We start from the raw sequence: 20939 nt of genomic DNA on the forward strand, positions 1-20939 counted from the left end.
CTAATTATTTACATTCCGATAAGCAAAACGCATTAACTTAACTGTATCGGAAAATTCATTTTCATCATTTAGCACAACTGTAATCAAGCCATCGCCTTTGCGGCAACTGCCAACAAAGCAGTAGCCAGCTCGCGGCGTCCAGCCAGTCTTCATCCCGTCAAGCTCAAAAGACTTATGGTAGTACTTGTGCCCCGGCAACATTCGGTTCTCGTTGACCAGCCATTGACCCGCAACCTTCATCGACCCAGTGGCAAAATACTTCATCAAACTGGGATAATCATGAGCGACGTGGTAAGCCACAATTGCTAAACTCTTAGCCGATAACAAATTGCCCGAAGTCCTGCCACCCTTGACGTAATAACCGTAACGAGCTAAGTCGTCATTTTCAAGCCCCGATGCTGAGACAAAGCGAGCCTTAATCTGCCACAACTTAGCCTGTTTGTTCATCATCGTAATAAATTTACGGTTTGACCCAGCAACCCACTGCCCTAAGCGAATTGCTGAATTATCGTCAGAGTCAATAATCGCCGATTCTAGTAACTGCTTAACCGTATACTTGCGGCCTTTTTTAGCATGAAAGCCGTCAAATCCAGGGTCAGCCCCCATTTTAATTAATGACTTGGAAAAGCTAAGCCGCTGCTTCCAATCTTGAGGGTAACTGGCCAACTTGCGTCTGGCTAAATAAATCGTCATTAATTTTCCTGTTGATGCAATTAAACGTTGTTTATTGGCATTTTTTTGCAATAAAATCGCACCAGTTTTGCGATTAAGCACAATATATGCCTTTGCTTTAGTCTTCGGCTTTTTAGCTTTTATTTGGTCGCCGCTCTGGCCAACTGTTGCAGCTTGATGATGACTATGACTATATAGCTGTGGATTATTCTCATCAGTTAATCCTGTACTAGTAGCCTTAACAGGAATAACTATGAAAATTAACAAACAAAATATTACAGCTATTCCAAGAGAGTAGCGCCTAGTTTTCAAGATTAAATTCCTCCTCCACGACTATCTATTAATATTTATTTTTAAAAATCAATTCATGTAGTTTATTATAGTATAAAATACTAACTGTGTATCGTATTTTTAAGAAAGGATTCCAATATGTCAATTAAAGTCAAACACTTCTTGACTGCTCTGTTAATCGGCGCGGCCTGTATTTATAGTGCCAACGTCAAAGTCATGGCTGCTACTCAAGAACCAGCACCAACTAATACTCCTAGTCAATCGTCACAAGATAATAACCAGCAACCTGCGCCAGCGAATCCAGCTGCTGCAAGCTCTGAACCTATTATTTATCAGCAACGGGGATCAGGCGTTATCTTTCAAACGCATTATGGCTTCAGCAAAAAGCTAAACAAAAAGGGCAAATCAGCTAAGGACTACTATAATAAGCATGTCAGCTATTCTAAAGTTGCCCAAACTGCTAAGGGGACTTTTGTTAAAACAAAATATGGCTGGCTAAATAAAAAGGCCTTCAATCAATATTTAATTACTAAAAGCAAATTAAATTACAAGATGAAAGTTGTTGCCAATGCTTCCCTGTACAACAAGCCAGCGCATACTAATGGTGCACGTAAAATCTGTAGTATCAAGGAGCTAGGACTGAAAAATAAATGGGTACATGTCAATATGATTGCGCACACTAATATCAACAGTGCTTATTATCGGTTTAGCTTTAATCAACAAAATTATTGGATTCAAGGAGCAAAATTAAAGTTCAATCTGAATGCATTAAAAGGCAGTAATCACCAGTTAGAGCGAGCTATTACCAAGGGTGAAAAGATGATTGGCCATTCTGTTTATAACGAAAACACACGCCATTATGATTGCTCAAGCTTTGTTAATTATCTCTACTCAAGCATTGGTCACCATTTAGGTTCGACAACTTTTAGCCAATGCAATAATGGTCGTAGTGTCAGCTACAAACATAAAAAGCGCGGTGACTTGATTTTCTTTGATGACCAATCTGACGGTCACTTAGCACACGTTGGAATTTATCTGGGCAAGGGACTTTTCTTACACGACAGCCCTTATACAATTACCAGCGGCGTTGATGTTTCTAGTTTACATGACGCATTTTGGAGCTCTCGTACTGCTAAATCCAAGATTGTCCATCATCCTGATGGTATTGTGAGAAGAATTGTTTAAAAGCAAACAAAAGCACTTCGATTTGAAGTGCTTTTGTTAATTATTAATTTCTTTCGTGAACTGTCTTAGAATGAGTCACTGGGAAAATCCGTTTAGCATAATAATATTGTTGGAAGTTAGCAGCAGTTACCGTTACACCCCAATTAGGCCATGAATGCAAAGCCTTGTTATTACCTAAGTAAATACCAACATGATAAACATCTGGTTTTGGTCGACCATAGAAAATAATGTCCCCACGTTTCAAGTGATTAAGACTTACTGTTTGCAAAGTACTGCTTTGGACAAATGAGCGGCAACCCCATTCGTGAGTTGAATGCCATTTTGGATTGGCCGGTGATGGGTCAATTCCAGTTGCATACATACATTGCATAATTAAGCCTGAACAGTCAACTGAAGTTCCCGGCTTCTTAGAAGTAAAGTCAATCCAAGCAGTGCCGGCATTTTTATATTGATAACCGCGTTTGATAAATGCCTTAACATAGTCACTTCTAGTTGATGCATAATTCAAACTCTTATCAAATGGACTAGTATAGTAGCCCTTTAAATGCAAACTCTTCATGTGCAATTGCCGATATTTCTTAGGAATTTGGTAACGACGCACTGTTGAAATGCCGATTTTATCACTCTTAGCTGAAGTTGCATTATCAGTTTCAGGAGCATACAAACGCCAAGTCGTATGTAAGTGGTGATACCAAACTGCAGGATAAGTTACCGTAACTTTACCATCGGCAGTAGTAGTGAATTTCTTTTCATCAACATACTGCTTGCCGTCCCACTTTTGTAAATATACTGGCCGAACTTCCTTACTATTTAAAGAAATTTGGTCTTCAATCTTATCTCCAGCAGTCCACTTATATTTAGTACTTACCCCACTAAAAGCAGTCACTGTTTTGCTAGGTTGAGAAGCATTACTATTGTTATCGGCTGGAGTAGTTGCAGGCTGAGTAGTGTTAGTACTGTCTTGACCCGAATTACTTGTTAGATTGGTTGAACTGACACTATCAGCTTCAACAACTGTTCCCGTTGTTAAACCCCCTAATAACATTACTGCTGCAACACCAGCAAATAATCGTTGGCTATATTTCATCTTTTTCCCTCCAAAATACAAATTTAAACTAACTAAAAAAATAATAGCATTAATTTTACAATAAGAAAACACTAATTTTGATATTTTAGTAACTTAATGCTCTTAAACCATCTCCGCGCCAGTGCTTAAGAAAGCTGCCATCACTCATTGCAGACTTTTTGCCTGTCCAAGGATCATTATAAAAAATTTGTCCATTATGATAGCCAGTCAGTGCCAAGGCATGATTAGAAAAGCCATCAACATCCTTAACCCAAGCAACAACTAAATGTGAATGTAGCAGTTTATTTTTAACGGCCGTTAAACTATCACCGGTCATGACCTTGGCTTTACCCAAGTAATGCTTAACAACACCCTTAATGCCATTCGGTGTTACCCAATAGCCACCTGGATATTCCTTATAAGGCGAACCAATAAAGCCTTTATCTGGATTACTGCTGCGCGGGGTTTTCTTGGCAACCGTAAATTTAGAAACCTTGACACCAGCGAAGTTCAACATCATTGTCACGGCAGTCATCTCGCAACCTGTTGGCAATTCTGGTCTTTGGCTAACTACCTTAGCATTATTTTTAATACCAGTAATCTTACCCTTTTTAATCCAATAATATGCTTTTTTAGTTGAAGCAGAATTTTCGCTCCGTTCACCATTTGCCTTGTAATAGCTATACGTTGTTTTATGTGGCGTCTTGCGAACACCCGTTAGCATCACACCATTTTTATTAAACAAATAATGGCTTTGCCCAATCTTAACGACGCCTTTAGCCTTTTTACCGGATTGATAGTAATATGTGCTCTTACCCTTGACTACCCAGCCCTGCTTTTGTGGCTTAGGCTTTGCAGGAGTAGTCGTCACGCTATTTTCACTAGTAGTGCTATCTTGCTCAGTATCATCAGTTTTACTTGTTTGTTCAACAGTATTCTGACTGTTAGCTGGGTCTATAGTGGCAGCCTTAACTGATGTTGTCGATTTCCAGCCCATTAATGACAAAGCAGCAATCATTGCAAAAATGAGTTTTTTATACATAATTTCCTTTCTGTAATCCTTTAAATAAAATTTAATACTAGTATAATTTACACTTTTATAAATTCAGTTTCAATATAGTTTTTTTAAATTATCATGTGTGCAATTAAGATTTTAATTACAAATAAAAATCCCTCGTGCATTAGCGCGAAGGATTTAATGCTAATTATTTAGCACTGGGAACACATTTGGGCTACAAATTGGCAAAAATAAAAACCGTACAAGCTCTAAATGTTGAGCTTATGCGGTTTCTTATGAGCTTTGTCCAGTTGGACTGTAACTATTTAAGGGTTACAGTAGCTCCAACTTCTTCAAGCTTAGACTTAATGTCGTTAGCTTCGTCTTCAGAAACGCCTTCCTTAACGTTCTTAGGAGCACCATCAACCATGTCCTTTGAGTCCTTAAGGCCAAGACCAGTAATGTCACGAACAGCCTTAATAACCTTAACCTTTTCTTGACCTGCTTCAGTCAATTCAACATCGTAAGTTGACTTAGCAGCAGCTTCGGCACCAGCACCTGCAGCAGCAACTGGAGCAGCAGCAGTAACATCAAATTCATCTTCAATAGCCTTTACAAGGTCATTTAATTCAAGAATTGAAGCACCTTTTAAGTCTTCAATAATCTTTTCAGTATCTAAAGCCATATTTAAGTATCCTCCGAAAAATTAGTATTAGATATAATTACAATCTTTTTATTCTGCAGCCTCGTCTTTTGAATCAGCAACAGCTTTAACAACACATGCGAAGTCGCGAACTGGAGCTTGCAATACAGATACAAGCATTGACAGTAAGCCTTCGCGGCCAGGAATAGCAGCAAGTTCCTTGATTTCTTCTTTAGAAGTCAATTTACCTTCAAGCATACCACCCTTAATGTTCAAAACATCAAAGTTATCTTCAAATTTAGAAACGATCCGTGCAGGTTCTGTAATGTCATCGGCATTATCAGTGTAAACAACAGCAGTAGGACCAACAAAAGTATCATCTAAGCCTTCGATACCGGCCTTAGCAGCAGCACGTCTCAAGAAAGTGTTCTTGATAACCTTCATCTTAACGTCGTTTTCACGAAGTTCCTTACGCATAGCAGTAACTTCTTCAACAGTTAAACCAAGGTAATCAATTACCAAGATGGCCTTTGCAGCTTTAAGTTCTTCAGCAAAAGCATCAACAAGCTTTTCCTTTGCAGCAATAGCAGCTTTACTCAATCGAATTCACCTCCATAAAATTCATTAATAAATCCTAAAAGGCCTAAAAAACTCCATGCCACAAAGACATGGAGTTTCGAAAAAATCTTCATTATCTTCTGGCCTCGGCGGGAAATTAAGGCATGATGCCACCCGAGTCTTAGGTAGAATTTACTTTATTAAGTATAGCAGGCCCAATTAAGTTAAGCAAGTATTTATTCTGCTTTTGGGTCAGCCAGTTCAAATAATTCCCCAGAAACCTTGTAAATAACCCAACTAGCCAAGTTGATAATGTGGTCGCCAATTCGCTTAAGCAATCTAATAATGACAAAATAACTGGCAGAAGCAACTGCCGCATTAGAATCCTTTTCAACGCCGTCAATGATAACTTTTCGAGCCTTTTGATAATTGGCTGTTACCACTTCCTGGCGATCAACCATCGCCCGTGCCGTCTTTTCGTCTTCTTGAACGTAAGCTGTCAAGACTTCGATTAACATTTTGCGAACTTCATGAGTCATCTGCGAAATGATTTTTTCAACCTCAGGAATTCGCGGATTGCCCTTCACTCTAACCGTTTCAACGGCCAAACTAATTGCGTTTTCGCCAATTCGTTCTAGGTCTGTGGCTGCCTTTAAAATACTGATGACAACCCGAAAGTCTGTGGCCACTGGCTGCTGGAGGGCCATTAGATCCAGCGCCTTTTTTTCAATTCTAATGGCCTCTTTTGGTACCACGTAGGCCTCTTTAATCATTTCTTGAGCTGTTTTTTTGTCGTGAGCGACAAACGAACGTGTCCCCTGATCAATCTGATCATTAACTAAGACGCCCATTTCCATAAATTGCGTATTCAGCTTTTTTAATTCATCTAAAAATATTTCGTGCATGGTTTTCCCTCGCTTTAGCCAAACCGGCCGTTTAGGTAATTACTTGTGATTTCTTTTTTAGGCGCTAAAAACATTTCTTCAGTTGTTCCTGACTCAATTAAATTACCATTCATCAAAAACGCAACTTGATCTGAAACCCGACTCGCCTGCTGCAAGTTATGCGTTACCATGATGAAAGTATACTTCGTTTTGAGAGTCATCAAGGTTTCTTCAATTTCAGAACTAGAAATCGGATCTAGAGCAGATGTTGGCTCATCAAGCAGCACTACTGCGGGTCTAACTGCAAGTGCTCGCGCAATACAGATGCGCTGCTGCTGACCGCCGGAAAAGGCCAACGCATTTCGATTCAGGCTATCCTTAGTTTCTTGCCAAATTGCCGCTTGTTTCAAACTTTCTTCGACGCGCTGCTGGATTAATTCTTTATTCTTAATGCCAGCAACTTTCAAGCCATAAGCTACATTATCAAAAACAGAAAACGGAAACGGTGTTGGCTGTTGAAATACCATACCCACATTTTTTCGCAGTTCAACTAAATCAAGGTGTGGCCGATAAATATCTTGCCCAGCCAGTAAAATATCTCCCGTAATCTTAATGTTCGCAATATTATCATTCATCCGGTTAAGACACCGCAGTAATGTTGACTTACCACAGCCTGAAGGTCCAATTAAAGCCGTCAGTTTTTGCTCCGGAAACGCTAGATTAATACCATGCAGCGCCTCAAAATCGCCATAATTTAATTTGACATTTTTGACTTCCATAATGTTCTTCATCGTTACACTCCTTTAGCCAAAACTGCCCTGGATGTAGTTCTCGGTAATTTCGCCCTGTGGATTAGTGAAAATATTGGTCGTTGTATCATATTCAAGAGCACGTCCTAAATGAAAGAATGCGGTATAGTCGCTAATTCGCGAAGCCTGCTGCATGTTGTGCGTCACCATAATCATGGTGTATTTACTGCGCAGCTGCTTGAGCGTATCTTCCAATTTCGCCGTAGATACCGGGTCAAGTGCACTAGCCGGCTCATCTAAGAGCAAAATTTCTGGCTTTAGCGCAATTGCCCGCGCAATACACAAGCGTTGCTGCTGACCGCCAGATAATGCTAAGGCACTGTTATCCAGCTTATCCTTGACTTCATCCCACAAGGCAGCAGCTTTTAGGCTTTCCTCAACAAGTTGATTAAGCTTGGCTTTATCCTGCTCACCATTGGCCCTTAGCGCGTAAGTGATATTTTCCTTAATCGACTTTGGAAAAGGATTAGGCTTCTGGAACACCATGCCGATTGCCTTTCGCAATTCATAAACGTTAATTTTTTTCTGGTTAATGTCAAGTTCATGAAACATGATATTGCCATCAACTTTGGCAACACGATCATTCAGCCTGTCTAAAGAACGTAAAAATGTGGATTTCCCGGAACCCGAGGCACCAATCAAGGCCGTGATGGTGTTCTTTTTAAAGCCCAAACTGACATCAAATAGTTTCTGCACCGTGCCACCATAAAAAACACTTAAATTGTGAGTATAAAGCGCACAATCATCATTATTGAAAGTTTTAATATATTTCGTTTGGTTTTGCCAATTTTCCATATAAATTCCTTATTTTACTTTAGCAGCAGTTAAATTCTTATAGAGCCAGTTGCCCAACAAGCGCGCACCAAAATTAAAGATAATCACAACAATTACCAATAATGCCGATGTCGCTGCTGAAACAAGATTCACATCAGGAATAATCCCCTCGGTGTTCACCTTCCAAATATGAACTGCCAAGGTTTCTGCTGGGCGCATCACATTCAAAAAGCTAGTTGAGCTGAACATGTTCCAGTTAGAATAATCAACGGTTGAACCGCTTTGTCCAGCAGTATAAATTAGCGCGGCTGCTTCACCAAAAACACGCCCAGCACTTAAAATAATTCCCGTAATAATCCCAGGTAATGCCGACGGCAAGACAACGCCGCGAATTGTTTTCCAATTTGATAGTCCCAGCGCCCAGCCTGCTTCGCGCTGTGCTTGCGGCACCCCATTAATTGCCTGCTCAATATTGCTAGTTAAGATTGGTAAATTGAAAAAGGTTAGTGCTAACGCACCGGCAATAATTGAAAAGCCTAGCCCAAACTGAACTACAAACAAAAGATAGCCGAACAAGCCAACAACAATTGATGGCAGCGAGCTTAAAATTTCAATCGTCGTTCTAATTAGTCGCGTTACCCATGTGTCCTGGGCATATTCAGCTAAATAAATGGCCGCTCCTAATGCAATTGGAAGTGAAATCAGCAGCGTTAAAACGAGTAAGTAAAGTGAATTGAATAGTTGGTCACGAATCCCGCCGCCAGCTTCAAATGATGATGAGGCAGATGTTAAAAAATGCCATGATAAATGTGGCACACCAGCAATTAAAATATTGCCTAAAATACCAATTAATACCAGAATAATAATCGCAACTAGCAGGTAAATTACCCCCGTAGCCAGTCGGTCGGTTCTTTTTGAATTCATCAGCTACCTCTTTTTCCAATAAGGCGAACTAGGAAGTTAAACGCCAATGACATGATTAACAATAGTAGTGCCAATGACCACAGAGCATTGTTAGGCAACGTGCCCATAACCGTGTTGCCCATTTGACTAGTCAATTGACTGGTCAATGTTGCTGATGGGCTAACTAGGTTATATGGCATTAAGACGGCATTACCGATAACCATTTGTACGGCTAAGGCTTCACCGAAGGCTCGCGCCATACCAAAAATTATTGCGGTTAAAATGCGTGGCCGCGCAGCTCGCAATACAACATGAAAAATTGTCTGCCAGCGCGTTGCTCCTAAAGCTGCAGACGATTTTCGCAAGTCTTGCGGAACAGCCTTAAAGGCATCAACCGTTAGTGAAGTAATTGTTGGTAAAACCATGACAAATAAAATTAACGTTGCAGCTAAAATACCAAATCCCGTGCCACCAAAAATACTGCGAGTGACTGTAACAATCACTGTCAAGCCCAAAAAGCCATAAACAACTGATGGAATACCAACAAGCAGTTCCATAACTGATTGTAAAAACTGTGCTTGCCTACCGGATTTATATTCGGTCATGAACAAGGCGATAGCAATGGCAAATGGCGTTGCTACTAAGGCAGCTAATAACGTCACCGCAAAAGAAGTAACAATCATTGCTGCAGCACCAACATGATCTTTGCCAGCACTAGGGTTCCAATTACTCGTCAACAAAAAGTTAAAAATGTTCACTTTATCGTCGACAAAAGTTGCAAGGCCTCGCACCCCAACAAAACCAATAATTGCTACAATTAAAATTCCAATAACTGCAATTGCTAGCGATGTCAAGCCTTTACCCCAGTGTTCTTGCCGCGTTTCCTTAGATGGACTAGTTAAGCGGGCAATATCAACACTTTCGGGAACAATCTTTTTAAACTTAACATGTGGTACCTTCTGCTCAGCAATCGCTTGGTCAACAACTTCTTGTAAGTCTTGTTCGTGTTTATTCATGTGCATTACCTATTTTTGTAATTCGATTTTGACTGTCGCGAGTAACCTTCATTTCATTAATGCTTAGATAACCAATTTTAGGTACCAGGTCACGTTGCACTTTTTTACTCAAAATATAAGTAATAAAAGCAGCAGTTTCCTTATCTGGCTTACCTTTGGTATACAGATGCTCATAGGACCAGAGCTGCCATTTATTAGTCGGGATATTTTGATTTGTTGGTCTTGTATGATCAATACTTATTTTTTGAATATTGGGATCATTTGCATAAGGAAAAGAAATATACGAAATTGTGCCTGGCGTTGAACTGACAATCTTTTTAACCGTACCGTTAGAATCCTGCTCTTGCGAATTGACGGCATCCTTACCCTTTAAAATTAAGTCTTCAAAAGTTGTCCTAGTACCACTGCCACGAGAGCGATTAATAACAATAATCTGTAAATTCTTACCACCAACTTGGCGCCAGTTCGTAATTTTACCGGTAAAAATTTCCATGAGTTGTTTTGAAGATAGATTACTAATACCAATCCCCTTATTAACAATCGGAGCAATCCCGACAACTGCTACTTGAAAGTCATGAAGCTTGGCTGCATTTATTCCTTTTTGCGTATCAGCAAACACATCGGAGGTGCCAACTTGCACCGCTCCAGCTTGCACCTGACTTAGACCAGTACCAGAGCCGCCACCTTGAACAATAATATTGCTATCAGGATTAGTTAAGTGATAATCATTGCCCGCTTGTTCAACAAGCGGCTGCAAGGCACTTGACCCCACAATCGTTATTTTGTTGCGGTCTTTACTGCAACCAACCAAAAAAATTGGTAACACCAAAATCAGAGCCATCAATTTACCTAAATGTAATTTATGCATACGTTTCCTCAATTTATAAATTAGATTTTGCTATAGTTTAACAAATAATGCGTAGCATACCAAATGATATCTACCTTTAAGGTATACGAAAAAAAAGCAATTTACAGAAATGTAAATTGCTTTTAATTGATTAATCTATATTAAATTAGTCCAAGTTTAATGGATCAAGCTTGATCCCTGGGCCAAAGGTTGCTGCAACAGCAACACTCTTAATGTATTGACCCTTGGCTGCTGCTGGACGTGCACGTAAGATAACGTCACGTAAAGCGTCAAAGTTTTCTACTAATTGTTCATCAGTAAATGAAACTTTACCAATAGCTGTATGAATAGCAGCTTGACGGTCAACACGGTATTCAACTTGACCAGCTTTAACGTTCTTAACGGCCTTTTCGATGTCCATTGTAACTGTACCAGTCTTAGGGTTAGGCATTAAACCCTTAGGCCCTAAAATACGACCTAAACGTCCAACCTTAGCCATCATCATTGGTGTAGCAACAACAACGTCAAAGTCCAAGTAACCGTTTTGAACTTTTTCTACTAAGTCGTCTGAACCAACTTCGTCAGCACCGGCAGCCTTAGCTTGTTCAGCTTGTGGGCCTTCAGCAAAAACAACAACCTTTTGGGTCTTACCAGTACCATTAGGCAATACAAGTGAACCACGAATTTGTTGATCAGCTTGCTTAGGGTCAACACTCAAGTTGTATGAAACTTCAACTGAAGCATCAAAACCTGCGTATGAAGTTTCTTTAACTAACTTCATTGCTTCAGCAACTGAATATAATTTCTTTGAATCTACTTTTTTAGCAGCTTCGACATATTTTTTACCATGCTTTGGCATGTGATTTCCTCCTTAATATGTGGTCAAACAAGCCCGAGCAGCTCTCCCACCTAAATTGTTATAAATAACAGGATTAGTCTTCGACTTCGATACCCATGCTTCTAGCAGTACCTTCGATCATCCGCATAGCAGCTTCGACATCAGCAGCGTTAAGGTCCTTCATCTTTGTTTCAGCGATTTCCTTAACTTGGTCCTTAGTTACCTTACCAACCTTCTTGGTATTAGGTTCACCAGAAGCCTTGTCGATCTTAGCAGCTTGCTTCAATAATACTGGAGCTGGTGGAGTCTTAGTAATGAATTCGAATGAACGATCTTCATACACAGTAATGACTACAGGGATAATCATGCCTTTTTGATCAGCAGTTCTAGCATTGAAGTCCTTAGTAAAACCAACAATGTTAATACCTGCTTGACCTAAAGCTGGACCAACTGGAGGTGCGGGTGTTGCAGCACCAGCTGGGATTTGTAATTTGACAACGTTAATAACTTTCTTTGCCACGGTCAAAACCTCCTTGATTCCGTGTGTGGTTAAAATGGAGAAGTTACCTACTTCTCCTCCCACAATAATAAAAGTACGTTAGTATCTTATCATCGTTTAGCGATAATTGCAATACTAACTTATTTTAATCAATCTTTTTAACTTGGTCGTAGTCTAGTTCAGTTGTAGTTGCGCGACCAAACATATCAACAGAAACAAATAACTTGTACTTATCTGGTTGAATTTCAGTGATTTTACCTTCAACACCGTTAAAGGCACCATCGATAATTGTAACTGTTTCGCCAACTTCAAAGTCAATTTGTGGCCGTTTAGCTGGTTCACCTTGTTGACGCAATAAGCGGTTAACTTCTTCATCAAGTAATGGTGACGGCTTAGAACCACCACCGTGGGAACCAACAAAGCCCGTAACGTTTGGTGTGTTTCGAACAACAAACCAACTTTCGTCAGTCATAACCATTTCAACTAAAACGTATCCCGGGAAAATCTTTTCTTCGACTTCCTTTTTCTTATCGTGGACAGTTTCAATCTTTTCTTGTTCAGGGACCATTACCCGAAAAATATAGTCTTGCATCCCCATACTTTGCGCACGTGACAACAGGTCAGACTTAACTTTATCTTCATAACCTGAATAAGTATGCAATACATACCATTGCTTCTTTGTTGTTTCAACCATTTAACACAATTTCTCCTTTTGATTTTTGGCAAACAAAAAAACCTCGACTGAGGTTCTTTCAACTAATGTCCATTATAACACGGATTCAAAATTATTTCTATTTACATCACTATCTGTGTCAAACTACTAAATGCTAAGTCAAGTAGACCCAAATATGCCGCAAATAAGATTGAAGTTACGATAACAATTGCTGTATCGTGACGGTTTTGTTTAGCAGTTGGCCAAGTAACTAACTTCATTTCTTGGACAACACTCTTAAAAAACTTAATCATTAACTCCTACCTCGTTTCCTTATGCACAGTCATTTTACCGCAATGCTTACAAAACTTTTTTAGTTCAAGCCGCTGAGTGCGATTTTTACTTGCCGTGATTGAGTAGTTACGCGAGCCGCAGACGCTGCAGGCCAAAGATGCTTTTTTCACTGCCATAATCTCACTTCCAAACTCTTTTATTCTAGCAAAAAAATACGGCATGAGCAATTAATATTGGCCAACAAATTTATTCACTGCGTAACTTTTTTTAAAAAATATCTGGCGCAAGTAGCTTGGTTGAGCAAAGATTTTGCCATCAAAACTAGCTGTATTACGCGATTTTTCAATTATCAATCTGATAAATATCACTATAAACGTTATTCGGTTCACAATATAATGCTGCAAAAGTATTGGTAAAAGCGGTTTCGGTAGCTGTATAATCTAATTGACACCAACATAAGGAGTATACATTATGAATAAACATCCACATTATTTATTAAACCAAATTTCTGGCCCCGATTACCTTAAAAAGTTAACGTTGCCGCAACTGGAAACGTTAGCCGAAGAAATTAGAACACTAATTATTGAAAAGGACACGGCTGTTGGCGGACACTTCGGCCCAGACCTAGGCATTGTTGAAATGACCATTGCCTACCACTACATCTTTGATGCACCAAAAGATAAACTAATCTGGGACGTTTCTCACCAGACTTATCCTCATAAAATGCTAACGGGGCGTGCACAAGCTTGGCTTGATCCCGACCATTATGAAGACGTGTCACCATATACAGACCCAAACGAAAGTCCCTACGATTATTACGCCGTGGGCCATACCTCAACCTCCATTGCCTTAGCAACAGGAATGGCAAAGGCTCGCGACCTTCTTGGCAATCACGAAAATATCACGGCGTTAATCGGTGATGGAGCAATGACTGGTGGTCTTGCTTATGAGGGCTTAAACAACGCGGCAATTGAGCCGCATAATCTAGCCATTGTTGTTAACGATAATCAATGGTCGATTGATAAAAACGTGGGCGGCCTGGTTACTGCTCTAAAGAAATTACGCGACACAAATGGCAAGTCACCAGAAAATCCTTTTACAGCAATGGGATTTGACTACCATTATGTTGCAGACGGCAACGATATTGCGACAATGATTGCAGCTTTTCAACAAATTAAAGACGTTGATCATCCGATTTTATTACATATTAATACGCTCAAAGGTAAGGGCTACACACCTGCGCTTAAAGATGAAGAAGCTTATCACTGGGCTTCTGCTGATCTGCTGTCAGGTAAAGACAAGGCTGCTACTAGTCCGACAGCTAATTCGGTTGCCATTACTACTGTTGAAGATGAAATTAAGGCTGGCAAGCAAGCAATGATTATCAATGCCGCAATTCCACGCAGCTTTGGTCTTGATGAATTTAAAAATAACTATCCTGACCACTACACTGATGTCGGAATTGCCGAGCAAGAGTCCGTTGCCTTTGCCGCTGGCTTTGCTAAAGAAGGCGCAATTCCAGTTTTATTTGAAAACTCAAGCTTCTTGCAGCGTGCGTTCGACCAACTGTCACATGATGTAGCCGCCAACGATTTACCCGTTGTAATGGTCATCGGCAATAATGGCATCACTACCCAATCAAAAACTCACCTTGGATTATTTGATCAAGTGCTAGTAGCCAACTTACCTAACTGGATTTACCTTGCACCAACGTCCCTTACTGAAGAACGGGCCATGCTCAAGTGGGCAATTAGTCAACGCCAACATCCCGTTGCCATTAAGCTGCCAACTAAGCCAGTCCCAGAAGATAGCACTAATATTTTAACTGATTATAGTACCATCCATTACCAAGTAACTCCTGGTAAAAATGTTGCTGTGATCGCACTTGGTGACTTTTACCAGTTAGGCCATCAAGTCGCCGCTAAAATTGGCGCTACTTTAGTTAATCCACTTGCAGCCAATATTTTAGACAAAGCTACACTGGATAAACTAGCACAAGAAAACCAAGTCATTGTCACAATCGAAGATGATCTAATTGACGCTGGCCTAGGACAAAAGATTGCTTCATACTTGGGTAACAAAGACGTTAAGGTTTTAAATTATGGACAAAAGCGCGTCTACACCGATCAGTTGCCGCTTGAAACCAATTACCACGATAACCATCTTACTGCTAACCAAATTATTAGCGACTTAAATTCCTTATTATAATTAATTGCCAAACAAAAAGCAGCTGCTCAAATAAGCAGCTGCTTTTCTAGTGGTCAAACTTAATGCGTAACCACCGGGCGTAGAACATTGTGATAGTCGGATTTACTTCTTAAGATTTTCGTTTACAAAGGATTCGATTTTATCATCAGTATCTTTTAGGAACGGAAGCATATCTGCCTCTGTCTTCATGGTATCTCTACCATTCTTTTCCATAAAATAGTCCCAAAGTGCATCTCTAACTGGAATATCAGAATCACTCCAGTCAAAAACTTCCTTCATGTGACGATCCAACAATGCAGTCTTTTCAATCTCTGCCATCTTAATTACCTCCTAAAAATTAATTCTACAAGGTCTATTATACCGCATTTTTACATAATTATATAATACTATTATTTTTTCACAAAAGTGTCTTACGCATTTTTTGCATTAATCGTGAGCGCGCACGCACTAGAGCCACCCGCTCTATTTGCAATTTCTGTAAAACCTCCTCTTGATGCCAAACACCCAAAACAATTAATAAAGTCTTAATTTCTAAATCCGATAGCTGAGCAAATAATTCGGTGAATTTTTCACTAACTGGAATTTCCGCCAGTTGCGTTGTCTTCTGGTGCAATTGCTCGATTCCCTTTTCCGTTGCTGCCTCAAGCGAGGTTGCCTGCGCAAGCGCGCGCCGCCTATATGCCATATCATGACGAAGCAGTGACCTAGCATGATTATAAAGTCTAGTCTTGAAGTAACTGCCAAACTTACCCTTGCTCTGCTCATAACTTATGGCCGCTTGGTAGCACACAATCAGCGCATCCTGATCCCAATCCTGACCATCATAACAACGCACAAAGTATTTTTGCTTAATACTATTAATTAACGGCCGATAAAAGTAACATAATTCTACCAATAAATCATCATTACCAGCTTGAATCTGCTTAATTAATTTTTGTTCGTATGCTTCTGTTAATTGCATCTCTTTCTCCTTATATTAATTCAAAAAACTAATTAAGGTGAGAATACTGACTTTTTTAATCGCAAAATATCGAACGTGCGTTCAGGCAGCGCAATCATATTTATTTGCTCAGAGCAGCAAAAACAAAAAATAGCTTTTGTTGAAAGCGCGTTAATTCAGAAAAAATTATCAATTTAAACAAAAAAACAGCTGCAATTACAAGCTGTTTAACTATATTATTTAAGTGGATTGCGACTATTTAGCATCTGATACAGTAAGACCCCAGTTGCCACACTAGCATTCAGTGACTGAACATGGCCCACCATTGGTAAAGTGAGCATCTGATCCATTTGCTCTTTCAAAAGTCGAGCAATACCCTTGCCCTCATTACCAATGACGAGCACTGTTTTCCCCTTAGCATTCCACTCACGATAATCAGTGCCCCGCATATCAGTGCCAAATAACCAATAGCCGCGTTTTTTCAACAACTGACTGGTTTGAACAAGATTATTAACGCGCGCAACTGGCACATAATCAATTGCTCCCGTTGATGTCTTAGCAACAACAGACGTTAAACCGGTCGCGTGCCGTTTAGGGATAATAATCGCATCAACGCCCGTTGCATCAGCTGACCGTAAAATTGAACCCAAGTTATGCGGATCTTCAATCGAATCAAGCATTAACAAAAACGGTTCTTTGCCTTGCTCATCAAATTGATCAAGTAGTTGCTCTAGGTCTGCATATTCAAAGCTGGCAACAGTCAAGACCAAGCCTTGGTGATTGCCCCCCTGCACTAACCGGTCAAGCTTAGTTTTAGGGACAGTTTGAATAACAATCCCCTTCTTTTTAGCCAAGCCATAGACCTCATTGGCAAAGCTATCCTGCACACCTTGCTGTAAAAACACCTTGTTAATTCGATCAGCATCCTGTGTCTTTAAGAAATCAACCCCAGCATGCCGACCGAAAACAAAATCTTTATCAATTGAAGTCATAGTTATCAATCCCGCCTTCCTCAACAGTCTGGATGCACCACGTTGTCAATTCACGGACGCGGTCTTTTTTCTCTAACAAATCCAAATAACCCCATACAGCTTCAAAGCCCGTTGACAACTGGTAAGTTGCTAGGCTCGTGTTTTTGGCCTTAGTATGAGTCTTCGCATTTCGTCCCCGGCGAAAAGTTGCCAGTTCATCTTCAGTAAGTAGCTGCTCATCCTGCAACTTGGTAATCAGCGCTGCCTGCGCCTTAGCCGAAACATAATGTGTTGCTTCGCGCTGCAATACCTGCGGCTTCACAATGCCGCCTTTTAATAAATGTCGTCTAATAAATAACTCGTATACAGCATCCCCTAAATACGCCAGCGTCTGTCCACTAAGCGTATCTGGATTAACTTTTTCTTCCGTTAACTTTTTAATTTTAGTCACGTGTCCACCTTGTTCCCTGTGGGGTATCCTGAATTGTAATCCCCAGCTCTTTTAATTGATCGCGCAATTGGTCGCTCTTAGCCCAATCCTTGTTTTTGCGTGCCTCATCGCGTGCCTTAACTAATGCCGTAATTTCCTTATCATCACTTGTTTGCGACTTTTGAATTAATTTAGCCGTATCAATGCCAAAAATGCTGAGCCACGCACCCAATAATTCTTTAGCTTGTGCCAACGCCTCTTTATCAGCTTTCACGCTATTGGCATTAGCGTTAACTAGCGGCAACAAATCATAAATCGCTGCTAAAGCATTTTGCACATTAATATCGTCATCCATTGCGGTAACAAACTTCGTTTGCGTTTCTTGGATAGCCTGCCGCAATTGGGTTGAAGTGCTTTCAGAAGTGGCATCCTCTAAGCGATAGTTAATATTAATTAGCGTATTTTTAAAACGCTGCAAAATATTCTTCGCCTGCTCCAGATTCTCCTGTGAGTAATTAATTTGCTTGCGGTATTGCACACTTGCCATAAAGAAGCGTAATACCTGTGGGTCAACTGTTTTAAGCAAGTCATGCACCGTCACAAAATTATGCAGCGACTTCGACATTTTTTCTTCATCATGACCAACAGTTACAAAGCCATTGTGCAACCAATAATTGACAAACTTTTGACCTGTTGCGGCTTCACTCTGCGCAATTTCATTTTCATGATGCGGAAATTCCAAGTCTTGACCGCCACCATGAATATCAATTGTCTTGCCCAGATATTTAGTCGACATTACTGAACACTCAATATGCCAACCTGGTCGACCTAGTCCCCACGGCGATTGCCACGCAATCTCATCAGGCTGCTTCTGCTTCTTCCACAGGGCAAAGTCGATTGGATCTTCCTTGCGCTGCTGCTCCTCATCATTGACATGCTCAGAGGCACCTTCTTCAAGTTCGGCAATGTTCTGACTGCTTAATTCACCATAATGCTTGAACTTTTTAGCACGGTAATAAACATCACCATCAGCTTCATAAGCATAACCATTTTTAATTAATTGTTCAATAAATTCGATAATTTCAGGAATTTCATGAGTTGCTCGGGGATGCTTAGTTGCTGGCTCCACATTTAGCGCCGTTGTATCTTCAAGGTAACATTTAATATAGCGAGCAGCGAGTTCTGGCACAGTAATGCCCTCAGTTCGCGCTTCATTAATCATCTTGTCATCAACATCTGTAAAGTTAGAGACGTAGTTCACCTTATATCCGCGATACTCAAAGTATCGCCGAATTGTATCAAATGCAATCACACTGCGTGCATTCCCAATGTGAATGTAATTATAAACTGTTGGGCCACAGACATACATCGAGATTTGTCCTGCAACTAGTGGCTTAAATTCTTCTTTTCTCTTTGTCAAAGTATTATAAATTTTCATGGCTAAGCCTCTCTTCTGTTAATAGCTATTCCCATTTTAGCAGAATCCAACCAACTTGCTAACCTCCAGGCAGGAATTGCCATCAATTTTGCTTTAATAGTTATTAAAAAATTATTTTGACTATTATTTTGAATTTTTCTGACTATAATATTAGTATCGAAACTAAATAACATATAGTATATGAAGGTGATAGATATGAAAATTACAATTACTAGATTTTTTCATCAACATTATTTTGTTTCATGCATGATTCTATATACAATAGCTAATTTTATTTTTGACACCATTGGTTTGGCTTTAGGTCACTCGCCTAAGATGTTTTTAGCTGATGCAATATCTGCATTAGTAATGATTGTTGGCGGCTTTTGGGTAGAAAAGCGCATCGATCCTAATAAGAACGAATGGAGCGAATTATTTACAATGGCTGGCTATGCTGTTGTTTATATTGTCATTTGTGTTGCTGTGCGACTTATTAGTATGTATCTTTTGCACGTCTGAGGTTAGATTATGAAAATCGCAATTAAGAACTTTTATTATCGCCATCGAATCGTTTCAGGTATGACATTATATGCCATAATGAATATTATTTTTGACATTATCGGACTATCCTTAGGACATTCACCCAAGATGATTTTAACTGATATGATAACTGCAATTGCATTGATTATCGGCGGTTTTTGGGTAGAAAAGCGCATCGATCCTAATAAGAACGAATGGAGCGAACTATTCACAATGGCTGGTTGCGCTCTACTTTATCTTGTAGTTTGTGGTGCTGTACGGCTTATCAGTATGTATCTTTTACACGTTTGAGGTTAGATTATGAAAATTATAATTAAGAATTTTTATCATAAACATCAAACTATTTTGGTTGTTTTAATAATTGGCCTTTGTAGTTTAGATACATATTGGAAATATTTGTTCTCTAACTCAATTAGGGCAACGATTTGTAGTGCTGTCCTTACAGCGCTAACAATGCTAATTGCGTATTGCGCCCATTTCTTTGCCTTTGACATCAACAATGCCACTTGGAAACAATTACTTTCTGCTGCGGGAATCTTTTTCCTGTGGCTAATTGTCGAATTTGGTGGTCAAGCCTTCCTAATACTAAATTTTTAACAAATAAAAATGCTACTTCAAATTAAATTGAAGCAGCATTTTATTTTACATTCCATGTACTTATTTACACCCACTCTATAAAGTCTGCTACTAAAACCAAGTTGCCGAACTTCGAGCAACATCTTCATTGATGTTTGGCTTACTCAACTGAATCAGCAATTGTACTCCTGCTTTAGATAATTGCCTTTTAAGGGCAAGCTCAGTCAAAGCAGATTGCACATTAGTTTTAACCAAATATAGATTTTCGTGCTGGTTTAATTTAATAATTGCTTGTTTAATAATGAACTGTTCATTGGTATTGGTAAGTTGCTGTTGTTGCAATAATTTAAGTAGCTCAAAGTTATGTTTAGATTTTTTCATTATCGCTCATGCTCCTACTCTTATTTATTAATAATATAACACTATTTTTTGTTTCGATTACAATATTTTGTTTTATAATATTCTTATTAAGATTAAAAACGTATAGTATAAATATAAAGCAAAGTGAAGTAATTACTGATGTTTGAAATTAACTTGACTAAAAAACAAATAATGTGGTTAATAGCAATTTTACAAGTAGCATTTGCCGGAATTGATTATTACATTAATCGTCCAAATGCAGATTTAACCAGTGTTATTGCTTACCTAGCAATTGGTCTTCTATTCTTAGGCTTATCTTTTTCCAAACGCTTAACTTCTGGAGAAACTATTAAAAAAGCCGACATGACCAAAAATCAAAAACTTGAACAAAAATTTGAACTTGGCTTTTTAGTTTTTATATTATTGATGACAATTATCGACTATTCGGATATTGGCTTTAATTTATTGATGATCGATTGCAGCATAATGGATTTACTAATGTCACCTCTACCTGATAAATCAATAGCAAAATAACATAAAAACGTATTATCTTCACCAGATAATACGTT

At 39.4% G+C, this 20939-nt stretch carries 28 protein-coding genes and 1 other annotated feature; of the genes, 6 read left to right on the forward strand and 22 right to left on the reverse strand.

Going from position 1 to position 20939, the window contains the following annotated elements; genetic code table 11:
• Positions 1-984 carry a serine hydrolase gene (locus tag OZX76_RS07345; protein WP_277179130.1) on the reverse strand — a complete coding sequence of 328 codons (984 nt, stop codon included), beginning with the start codon at positions 982-984 and terminating at the stop codon, positions 1-3.
• A 117-nt stretch (positions 985-1101) separates the two neighbouring features.
• Here OZX76_RS07345 and OZX76_RS07350 point away from each other — a divergent pair, with 117 nt between their 5' ends.
• Complete coding sequence (locus tag OZX76_RS07350; RefSeq protein WP_277179132.1) at positions 1102-2148, forward strand: C40 family peptidase; 1047 nt, start codon at positions 1102-1104, stop codon at positions 2146-2148.
• A 43-nt stretch (positions 2149-2191) separates the two neighbouring features.
• Here the strand turns inward: OZX76_RS07350 and OZX76_RS07355 are convergent, their stop codons facing one another.
• The 15 genes from OZX76_RS07355 to rpmG all read right to left on the reverse strand — a co-directional run bounded on the left by OZX76_RS07355 (position 2192) and on the right by rpmG (position 13104).
• A complete protein-coding gene (locus OZX76_RS07355; protein ID WP_277179134.1) occupies positions 2192-3235 on the reverse strand; it encodes an NlpC/P60 family protein in 1044 nt (347 codons plus the stop codon).
• Positions 3236-3320: 85 nt separating this feature from the next.
• Positions 3321-4256, reverse strand: coding sequence for a C39 family peptidase (locus tag OZX76_RS07360; RefSeq protein WP_277179136.1), 936 nt, complete (start codon positions 4254-4256; stop codon positions 3321-3323).
• Positions 4257-4533: 277 nt separating this feature from the next.
• On the reverse strand, positions 4534-4896 hold the full coding sequence (rplL, locus tag OZX76_RS07365) for a 50S ribosomal protein L7/L12 (protein ID WP_277131712.1): 363 nt from the start codon (positions 4894-4896) through the stop codon (positions 4534-4536).
• 48 nt (positions 4897-4944) lie between these two features.
• On the reverse strand, positions 4945-5454 hold the full coding sequence (rplJ, locus tag OZX76_RS07370) for a 50S ribosomal protein L10 (RefSeq protein ID WP_277179138.1): 510 nt from the start codon (positions 5452-5454) through the stop codon (positions 4945-4947).
• Between the two features lie 35 nt (positions 5455-5489).
• Positions 5490-5616 (reverse strand) — a sequence feature (ribosomal protein L10 leader region).
• A gap of 32 nt (positions 5617-5648) precedes the next feature.
• Complete coding sequence (phoU, locus tag OZX76_RS07375; RefSeq protein ID WP_277179140.1) at positions 5649-6317, reverse strand: phosphate signaling complex protein PhoU; 669 nt, start codon at positions 6315-6317, stop codon at positions 5649-5651.
• 14 nt (positions 6318-6331) lie between these two features.
• The gene (gene pstB, locus OZX76_RS07380) at positions 6332-7087 is read right to left on the reverse strand and encodes a phosphate ABC transporter ATP-binding protein PstB (protein WP_277179142.1); all 756 of its coding nucleotides are present in this window, start codon (positions 7085-7087) and stop codon (positions 6332-6334) included.
• A gap of 12 nt (positions 7088-7099) precedes the next feature.
• On the reverse strand, positions 7100-7900 hold the full coding sequence (gene pstB, locus OZX76_RS07385) for a phosphate ABC transporter ATP-binding protein PstB (protein ID WP_277179144.1): 801 nt from the start codon (positions 7898-7900) through the stop codon (positions 7100-7102).
• 9 nt (positions 7901-7909) lie between these two features.
• A complete protein-coding gene (pstA, locus tag OZX76_RS07390) occupies positions 7910-8803 on the reverse strand; it encodes a phosphate ABC transporter permease PstA (protein WP_277179146.1) in 894 nt (297 codons plus the stop codon).
• Positions 8803-9798, reverse strand: a complete 996-nt coding sequence (gene pstC / locus OZX76_RS07395; RefSeq protein WP_277179148.1) for a phosphate ABC transporter permease subunit PstC — start codon at positions 9796-9798, stop codon at positions 8803-8805. The genes pstA and pstC overlap by 1 nt, the downstream gene beginning before the upstream one ends.
• A complete protein-coding gene (locus tag OZX76_RS07400; RefSeq protein WP_277179150.1) occupies positions 9791-10666 on the reverse strand; it encodes a phosphate ABC transporter substrate-binding protein in 876 nt (291 codons plus the stop codon). Before OZX76_RS07400 ends, pstC begins: the two co-directional genes overlap by 8 nt.
• 145 nt (positions 10667-10811) lie before the next feature.
• Complete coding sequence (gene rplA / locus OZX76_RS07405) at positions 10812-11504, reverse strand: 50S ribosomal protein L1 (RefSeq protein ID WP_277131727.1); 693 nt, start codon at positions 11502-11504, stop codon at positions 10812-10814.
• A 73-nt stretch (positions 11505-11577) separates the two neighbouring features.
• A complete protein-coding gene (gene rplK, locus OZX76_RS07410) occupies positions 11578-12003 on the reverse strand; it encodes a 50S ribosomal protein L11 (RefSeq protein WP_046307440.1) in 426 nt (141 codons plus the stop codon).
• Between the two features lie 124 nt (positions 12004-12127).
• Positions 12128-12676, reverse strand: a complete 549-nt coding sequence (nusG, locus tag OZX76_RS07415; protein ID WP_277130644.1) for a transcription termination/antitermination protein NusG — start codon at positions 12674-12676, stop codon at positions 12128-12130.
• A 101-nt stretch (positions 12677-12777) separates the two neighbouring features.
• Positions 12778-12948, reverse strand: a complete 171-nt coding sequence (gene secE, locus OZX76_RS07420) for a preprotein translocase subunit SecE (RefSeq protein ID WP_277130643.1) — start codon at positions 12946-12948, stop codon at positions 12778-12780.
• A 6-nt stretch (positions 12949-12954) separates the two neighbouring features.
• The gene (gene rpmG / locus OZX76_RS07425) at positions 12955-13104 is read right to left on the reverse strand and encodes a 50S ribosomal protein L33 (protein WP_277130642.1); all 150 of its coding nucleotides are present in this window, start codon (positions 13102-13104) and stop codon (positions 12955-12957) included.
• Between the two features lie 295 nt (positions 13105-13399).
• On the opposite strand from rpmG, the gene OZX76_RS07430 reads away from it, so the two are divergent.
• On the forward strand, positions 13400-15136 hold the full coding sequence (locus OZX76_RS07430; RefSeq protein WP_277179152.1) for a 1-deoxy-D-xylulose-5-phosphate synthase: 1737 nt from the start codon (positions 13400-13402) through the stop codon (positions 15134-15136).
• A gap of 102 nt (positions 15137-15238) precedes the next feature.
• Here OZX76_RS07430 and OZX76_RS07435 read toward each other — a convergent pair whose 3' ends face one another.
• From OZX76_RS07435 to cysS, 5 genes are all read right to left on the reverse strand, one after another.
• Positions 15239-15454 (reverse strand): hypothetical protein, encoded by a 216-nt coding sequence (locus tag OZX76_RS07435; RefSeq protein WP_277179154.1) that lies wholly within the window; start codon positions 15452-15454, stop codon positions 15239-15241.
• Between the two features lie 79 nt (positions 15455-15533).
• On the reverse strand, positions 15534-16097 hold the full coding sequence (locus OZX76_RS07440; protein WP_277179156.1) for a sigma-70 family RNA polymerase sigma factor: 564 nt from the start codon (positions 16095-16097) through the stop codon (positions 15534-15536).
• A 215-nt stretch (positions 16098-16312) separates the two neighbouring features.
• The gene (rlmB, locus tag OZX76_RS07445) at positions 16313-17068 is read right to left on the reverse strand and encodes a 23S rRNA (guanosine(2251)-2'-O)-methyltransferase RlmB (protein WP_277179158.1); all 756 of its coding nucleotides are present in this window, start codon (positions 17066-17068) and stop codon (positions 16313-16315) included.
• Entirely contained in the window at positions 17055-17498 is a 444-nt protein-coding gene (locus OZX76_RS07450) for a ribonuclease III domain-containing protein (protein WP_277179160.1), read from the reverse strand. Before OZX76_RS07450 ends, rlmB begins: the two co-directional genes overlap by 14 nt.
• The gene (gene cysS / locus OZX76_RS07455) at positions 17491-18915 is read right to left on the reverse strand and encodes a cysteine--tRNA ligase (RefSeq protein ID WP_277179162.1); all 1425 of its coding nucleotides are present in this window, start codon (positions 18913-18915) and stop codon (positions 17491-17493) included. The genes OZX76_RS07450 and cysS overlap by 8 nt, the downstream gene beginning before the upstream one ends.
• A gap of 195 nt (positions 18916-19110) precedes the next feature.
• On the opposite strand from cysS, the gene OZX76_RS07460 reads away from it, so the two are divergent.
• From OZX76_RS07460 to OZX76_RS07470, 3 genes are read left to right on the forward strand one after another with little or no spacing between them, the layout of a single operon-like run.
• The gene (locus OZX76_RS07460; RefSeq protein ID WP_277179164.1) at positions 19111-19413 is read left to right on the forward strand and encodes a hypothetical protein; all 303 of its coding nucleotides are present in this window, start codon (positions 19111-19113) and stop codon (positions 19411-19413) included.
• Positions 19414-19422: 9 nt separating this feature from the next.
• The gene (locus OZX76_RS07465; protein WP_277179166.1) at positions 19423-19725 is read left to right on the forward strand and encodes a hypothetical protein; all 303 of its coding nucleotides are present in this window, start codon (positions 19423-19425) and stop codon (positions 19723-19725) included.
• Positions 19726-19734: 9 nt separating this feature from the next.
• Positions 19735-20031, forward strand: coding sequence for a hypothetical protein (locus OZX76_RS07470; RefSeq protein ID WP_277179168.1), 297 nt, complete (start codon positions 19735-19737; stop codon positions 20029-20031).
• Between the two features lie 90 nt (positions 20032-20121).
• Here the strand turns inward: OZX76_RS07470 and OZX76_RS07475 are convergent, their stop codons facing one another.
• On the reverse strand, positions 20122-20391 hold the full coding sequence (locus OZX76_RS07475) for a hypothetical protein (protein WP_277179170.1): 270 nt from the start codon (positions 20389-20391) through the stop codon (positions 20122-20124).
• Positions 20392-20529: 138 nt separating this feature from the next.
• Here OZX76_RS07475 and OZX76_RS07480 point away from each other — a divergent pair, with 138 nt between their 5' ends.
• On the forward strand, positions 20530-20904 hold the full coding sequence (locus tag OZX76_RS07480) for a hypothetical protein (protein ID WP_277179172.1): 375 nt from the start codon (positions 20530-20532) through the stop codon (positions 20902-20904).
• The last annotated feature ends 35 nt before the right edge of the window (positions 20905-20939 follow it).

It is taken from the genome of Lactobacillus sp. ESL0677 (genome assembly GCF_029392875.1).
Classification (GTDB): domain Bacteria; phylum Bacillota; class Bacilli; order Lactobacillales; family Lactobacillaceae; genus Lactobacillus.

Excerpts from the sequence above, each read along its gene's own strand:
- pstA (WP_277179146.1), bottom strand. The coding sequence starts at position 8,803 with ATGAATTCAAAAAGAACCGACCGACTGGCTACGGGGGTAATTTACCTG.
- OZX76_RS07440 (WP_277179156.1), bottom strand. The coding sequence starts at position 16,097 with ATGCAATTAACAGAAGCATACGAACAAAAATTAATTAAGCAGATTCAA.
- rlmB (WP_277179158.1), bottom strand. The coding sequence starts at position 17,068 with ATGACTTCAATTGATAAAGATTTTGTTTTCGGTCGGCATGCTGGGGTT.
- OZX76_RS07400 (WP_277179150.1), bottom strand. The coding sequence starts at position 10,666 with ATGCATAAATTACATTTAGGTAAATTGATGGCTCTGATTTTGGTGTTA.
- pstC (WP_277179148.1), bottom strand. The coding sequence starts at position 9,798 with ATGAATAAACACGAACAAGACTTACAAGAAGTTGTTGACCAAGCGATT.
- nusG (WP_277130644.1), bottom strand. The coding sequence starts at position 12,676 with ATGGTTGAAACAACAAAGAAGCAATGGTATGTATTGCATACTTATTCA.
- OZX76_RS07435 (WP_277179154.1), bottom strand. The coding sequence starts at position 15,454 with ATGGCAGAGATTGAAAAGACTGCATTGTTGGATCGTCACATGAAGGAA.
- OZX76_RS07350 (WP_277179132.1), top strand. The coding sequence starts at position 1,102 with ATGTCAATTAAAGTCAAACACTTCTTGACTGCTCTGTTAATCGGCGCG.
- OZX76_RS07460 (WP_277179164.1), top strand. The coding sequence starts at position 19,111 with ATGAAAATTACAATTACTAGATTTTTTCATCAACATTATTTTGTTTCA.
- rpmG (WP_277130642.1), bottom strand. The coding sequence starts at position 13,104 with ATGGCAGTGAAAAAAGCATCTTTGGCCTGCAGCGTCTGCGGCTCGCGT.
- OZX76_RS07480 (WP_277179172.1), top strand. The coding sequence starts at position 20,530 with ATGTTTGAAATTAACTTGACTAAAAAACAAATAATGTGGTTAATAGCA.
- rplA (WP_277131727.1), bottom strand. The coding sequence starts at position 11,504 with ATGCCAAAGCATGGTAAAAAATATGTCGAAGCTGCTAAAAAAGTAGAT.
- secE (WP_277130643.1), bottom strand. The coding sequence starts at position 12,948 with ATGATTAAGTTTTTTAAGAGTGTTGTCCAAGAAATGAAGTTAGTTACT.
- pstB (WP_277179142.1), bottom strand. The coding sequence starts at position 7,087 with ATGAAGAACATTATGGAAGTCAAAAATGTCAAATTAAATTATGGCGAT.
- OZX76_RS07430 (WP_277179152.1), top strand. The coding sequence starts at position 13,400 with ATGAATAAACATCCACATTATTTATTAAACCAAATTTCTGGCCCCGAT.
- OZX76_RS07470 (WP_277179168.1), top strand. The coding sequence starts at position 19,735 with ATGAAAATTATAATTAAGAATTTTTATCATAAACATCAAACTATTTTG.
- pstB (WP_277179144.1), bottom strand. The coding sequence starts at position 7,900 with ATGGAAAATTGGCAAAACCAAACGAAATATATTAAAACTTTCAATAAT.
- OZX76_RS07465 (WP_277179166.1), top strand. The coding sequence starts at position 19,423 with ATGAAAATCGCAATTAAGAACTTTTATTATCGCCATCGAATCGTTTCA.
- cysS (WP_277179162.1), bottom strand. The coding sequence starts at position 18,915 with ATGAAAATTTATAATACTTTGACAAAGAGAAAAGAAGAATTTAAGCCA.
- phoU (WP_277179140.1), bottom strand. The coding sequence starts at position 6,317 with ATGCACGAAATATTTTTAGATGAATTAAAAAAGCTGAATACGCAATTT.
- OZX76_RS07475 (WP_277179170.1), bottom strand. The coding sequence starts at position 20,391 with ATGAAAAAATCTAAACATAACTTTGAGCTACTTAAATTATTGCAACAA.
- OZX76_RS07355 (WP_277179134.1), bottom strand. The coding sequence starts at position 3,235 with ATGAAATATAGCCAACGATTATTTGCTGGTGTTGCAGCAGTAATGTTA.
- OZX76_RS07360 (WP_277179136.1), bottom strand. The coding sequence starts at position 4,256 with ATGTATAAAAAACTCATTTTTGCAATGATTGCTGCTTTGTCATTAATG.
- rplL (WP_277131712.1), bottom strand. The coding sequence starts at position 4,896 with ATGGCTTTAGATACTGAAAAGATTATTGAAGACTTAAAAGGTGCTTCA.